Annotated in this window: 4 protein-coding genes and 1 pseudogene; 2 read left to right on the top strand and 3 right to left on the bottom strand. The window is 73.0% G+C overall.

Going from position 1 to position 4,070, the window contains the following annotated elements:
• From RWM17_RS12870 to RWM17_RS12860, 3 genes are all read right to left on the bottom strand, one after another.
• On the bottom strand, nucleotides 1-1,054 hold a 1,054-nt coding region (locus RWM17_RS12870; RefSeq protein WP_314104261.1), incomplete at its 3' end, for an Mrp/NBP35 family ATP-binding protein.
• On the bottom strand, nucleotides 1,047-1,589 hold the full coding sequence (locus tag RWM17_RS12865) for a DUF1003 domain-containing protein (RefSeq protein ID WP_314104258.1): 543 nt from the start codon (nucleotides 1,587-1,589) through the stop codon (nucleotides 1,047-1,049). The genes RWM17_RS12870 and RWM17_RS12865, both read right to left, overlap by 8 nt.
• Complete coding sequence (locus RWM17_RS12860) at nucleotides 1,576-2,907, bottom strand: magnesium transporter MgtE N-terminal domain-containing protein (protein ID WP_314104256.1); 1,332 nt, start codon at nucleotides 2,905-2,907, stop codon at nucleotides 1,576-1,578. The genes RWM17_RS12865 and RWM17_RS12860 overlap by 14 nt, the downstream gene beginning before the upstream one ends.
• A 71-nt stretch (nucleotides 2,908-2,978) precedes the next feature.
• On the opposite strand from RWM17_RS12860, the gene RWM17_RS12855 reads away from it, so the two are divergent.
• Nucleotides 2,979-3,476, top strand: a complete 498-nt coding sequence (locus tag RWM17_RS12855; protein WP_314104255.1) for a general stress protein — start codon at nucleotides 2,979-2,981, stop codon at nucleotides 3,474-3,476.
• Between the two features lie 220 nt (nucleotides 3,477-3,696).
• A pseudogene (locus RWM17_RS12850) lies at nucleotides 3,697-4,070 on the top strand (hypothetical protein); the annotation flags it as partial.

The following is a 4,070-nucleotide window of genomic DNA, read 5'->3' as shown; positions in this document are numbered from 1 at the left end:
CGACGACGACGGGCGCCCCCAGGTCGCCGCCCTCGCGCAGACCGAGGCTCAGCGGCACGCTGGCGAGCAGCGGCACGTCGGACTCCTGCCCGGCCGAGAGGCGGCGTGCGGTCTCGGCGCCGCCGCCGGTGCCGAACAGCTCGAGCACGGTGCCGTCGGGCTGGGCGAGTCCCGCCATGTTCTCGACCACCCCGAGGAGGCGCTGCCCGGTCTGGCGTGCCACGACGCCGCTGCGCTCGGCGACGTCGGCCGCCGCGGGCTGCGGCGTCGTCACGACCAGCACCTCGGCGTGGGGCAGCAGCTGCCCGACCGAGATCGCGACGTCGCCCGTTCCGGGCGGCAGGTCGAGCAGCAGCACGTCGAGGTCGCCGAAGAACACGTCCGTGAGGAACTGCTGGATGGTGCGGTGCAGCATCGGTCCGCGCCAGGCCACCGCGACGGACGAGTCGTCGACGAACATGCCGATCGAGATCACCTTCACCCCGTGGGCCACCGGGGGCAGGATCATGTCGTCGACCTGCGTGGGCTTGACGGCGGCGCCGTCCGGGCCGACCAGGCCGAGCAGGCCCGGGATGCTGAAGCCGTAGACGTCGGCGTCGACGATGCCGACCGACAGGCCGCGGGCCGCGAGCGAGACGGCGAGGTTGGCGGTCACCGTCGACTTGCCCACGCCTCCCTTGCCGCTGGTGACCGCGATGACGCGGGTGAGCGAGTCCGGTCCGAACTGCTGTACGCGGGCCCCCCGGCCGGCTCGGAGCTTCTCGGTGAGCGCGTGCCGTTCCTCCTTCGTCATGACGGTGACGTCGACCGTCACGTCCGTGACGCCGTCGACCGAGGCCGTCGCGGCTCGCACGTCGCGCTCGATCGTGTCGGCCGCGGGGCAGCCCACGATCGTCAGCTTGACCGAGACCGTCGCCGCGCCGGCCGCGTCGACCGACACGTCGCCGATCATGTCCAGCTCGGTGACCGGTCGGCGGATCTCGGGGTCGAGCACTGATCCCAGCGCCGTCCGCACGCGGGCTGCGGGGGTGCCTGCGTCAGCGGTGTCAGCCACGGGGCGCGTCGTCCGTCGTGGCCGCCGCAGCCGCCTCCTCGTCCCGGCGGTCCATCTCGTCGAGCAGCCCCCTCAGCTCGGCCCGGATGAAGTCCTTGCTGGCCATGTCGCGGATCGCGATGCGCAGCGCCACGACCTCGCGGGCGAGGTACTCGGTGTCGGCGAGGTTGCGCTCGGCCCGCTGGCGGTCCTGCTCGAACTGGACGCGGTCGCGGTCGTCCTGGCGGTTCTGCGCGAGGAGGATCAAGGGCGCAGCGTAGGAGGCCTGCAGCGACAGGATCAGGGTCAGCGCCGTGAAGCCGATCGCGGCGCTGTCGAAGCGGATGCTCTCGGGCGCCGTGGTGTTGTAGACCATCCACAGCACGCAGAACGCCGTCAGGGCGATCAGGAACTGCGGCGTGCCCATCGCCCGGGCGATCGCCTCGGTGGCGCGCCCGAAGCGGTCGCGTCCGACGCGGCGGCGTCCCGGCAGCACCCGGGTGCGCAGGCCCTTGGGGGAGTCGAGACGGACCGTGCTGCGGTTATCGCGTGCCACCGGTGGTCCTCCTCGTGGTCGTCGTCGGGGTCGTGGTCAGGGGGGCGCGGCGGGCACGTGCCCGCGAACGGCTGAGCGGTCTGTCCTGGTCGTTGCTGCGCCAGTCGTCGGGCAGCACGTGGTCCAGGACGTCGTCGATGGTCACCACCCCGACGAGGCGGTGGGCGGCGTCGACGACGGGCACGCTGACGAGGTTGTACGTCGCCATGACCCGCGTCACCTCGAGAGCCGTCGCGTCGACGCGCACCGGCTCGAGCTGCTGGTCGAGCAGCGTGCCCAGCCGCTCGTTGGGCGGGTAGCGGAGCATCCGCTGGAAGTGCACCATGCCGAGGAACCGCCCGGTCGGCGGCTCGTACGGCGGCAGGGTCACGCAGACGGCGGCCCCGAGCGCAGGCGCCAGCTCGTGGCGACGGATGAGGGCGAGGCCCTCGGCCACGGTCGCGTCGGCCGAGACGATGACCGGCTCGGTGGTCATCAGCCCGCCGGCGGTGTCCGCGTCGTAGCTGAGCAGCATGCGGACGTCGTCCGCCTCCTCCGGCTCCATCAGCTGGAGCAGCTGCTCCTTGCGCTCGTCGCCGAGCTGCGACATCAGGTCGGCGGCGTCGTCGGGCTGCATCTGGTCGAGCACGCCTGCGGCGCGCTGGTCGTCGAGCTGGGAGAAGATCTCGACCTGCTCGTCCTCCGGCAGCTCCTCGAGCACGTCGGCCAGGCGGTCGTCGGACAGCTCGGAGGCCACCTCGAGGCGGCGCTCGGGGGTCAGGTCGAGCAGGGTGTTGGCGAGGTCGGCGGGCACGAGGTCGGAGTAGGCGGCGATGAGGTGCTCGGCGCTCTGGGCCTCGCCCGTCTCGTTCTCCTCCGTCACCTCGTCCCACGTGGCGAACGCGGTGGGGCCCTTGCCGAAGGGCGACGGCGTGGTCTTCGGACGGCGGAGGAACAGCTGCCCGATCTCCCAGTCGCCCTCGCTGACCTCGTCGATCGCGACGTCCTCGACGACGGCGCGGCCGCCGTCACGGCGCAGGGAGACCCTGCGGCCGAGCATCTCGGCGATGACGCGGGTCTCGCCGCCGCGCTGCTCGAAGCGACGCAGCGTGATCGTGCCGCTCGTGATGATCTGCCCCGAGCCGATGCTCGTGACGCGGCCGATGCTGACGAACACGCGGCGCTTGCCGGGCACCTCGACGATCAGGCCGACGACCCGCGGGGGGTCCTCACGGCGGTAGACGACGAGGACGTCCCTCACCTTGCCCACCTTGTCGCCGGCGGGGTCGAAGACGGAGCACCCGGCGAGACGGGCGACGAAGACTCTGGTGGCGCTCACGGCTCCAAGTTAGTCGCTCAGCCCGACCGCGCCGCGTGCTGCCGTCCATGCCGACGTGTTTCACTGCTCTCATGACGAACCCGAGCCCGTGGGGCCGCCGAGCGCCGAGCATCCCGACCCTGCCCCGCGGCGACGTCCTCGGGACGTACGCGAGCTACCCCGAGGCCCAGGCCGTCGTCGAGCGACTGTCGCACGCCGACTTCCCCATCAAGCAGCTCGCGATCATCGGGAACGAGCTCACGACGGTCGAGCGGGTCACCGGCCGGCTGACCTACGGCCGTGCGGCGCTGGCCGGCGCCGTCACCGGCCTCTGGATCGGCGTCTTCTTCGGGGCCGTCATGCTCCTCTTCTCGCCCGACACCGCCTCCGTCACGACGATCCTCGCGGCGTCGCTGATCGGCGCCGGCTTCGGCATGCTCTACGGCCTCGCCAGCTTCGCGATCAGCAGGCGCCGCCGCGACTTCACCTCGACCCACCAGGTGCTCGCCCGCAGCTACCAGATCGTCGTCGACCCGGAGCTCACCCACCGCGCGCAGCAGATCCTCGCGGGGCAGACGCCCGGGCGCTGAGGCGACCGGCACGCCCGCCGGTCGGGATCGTTCCGGACCCGTGACCCCGCTGTCCCGCACCCGCACCCGCAGTGGCAGCCGCAGGTGCAGCCCTCGCCTGCCTCCGTGCCGCCCGGCAGGAGAGGTCGCTCGGCGTCGACGGACCTGACCCGTCCCGGCCCGTGGCCGACCCCGGCCCCCGGTAAACTGGCGCGACCGTCCCCGACCCCGAGAGAGCGCCATGGCCCCGAGATGGACGCGGTTCGTCCGCGGCTGGCTGACCGCCGGCTTCTCCGTCGTCGTCGCCGCCTTCTCGCACGTCGCGGGCGGCGGTGCCGAGCCCGGCACGCTCGGGGTGGTGCTCGCGCTCGCCTTCTCGGTGCCCCTCTGCATAGCGTTGACCGGCCGTCGGGCCTCGCTGCTCCGTCTCGCCGTCTCGGTCGCCGCCAGCCAGCTCGCGTTCCACCTCCTGTTCTCGCTGGGCGCCGCCGCCGGCTCCGGCGCCTCGTCCGTGGGCGGGCACCACTCGCCCCTGGTCGTCACGGCCGGCGCGTCCGACGTGCTCGCCGCGCCCGGCGGGCACCACATGGCGACGGCCGGCGGGCTCATGTGGGC

Source organism: uncultured Frigoribacterium sp. (assembly GCF_963515265.1).
GTDB lineage: Bacteria > Actinomycetota > Actinomycetes > Actinomycetales > Microbacteriaceae > Frigoribacterium.
The sequence above is the reverse complement of the archived record's forward strand: the minus strand, read 5'-3'. Positions and strand labels throughout refer to the sequence as shown.

What these genes read in the sequence shown, in the direction of transcription:
- RWM17_RS12855 (WP_314104255.1), top strand. Translation starts at nt 2,979, where the DNA reads ATGACGAACCCGAGCCCGTGGGGCCGCCGAGCGCCGAGCATCCCGACC.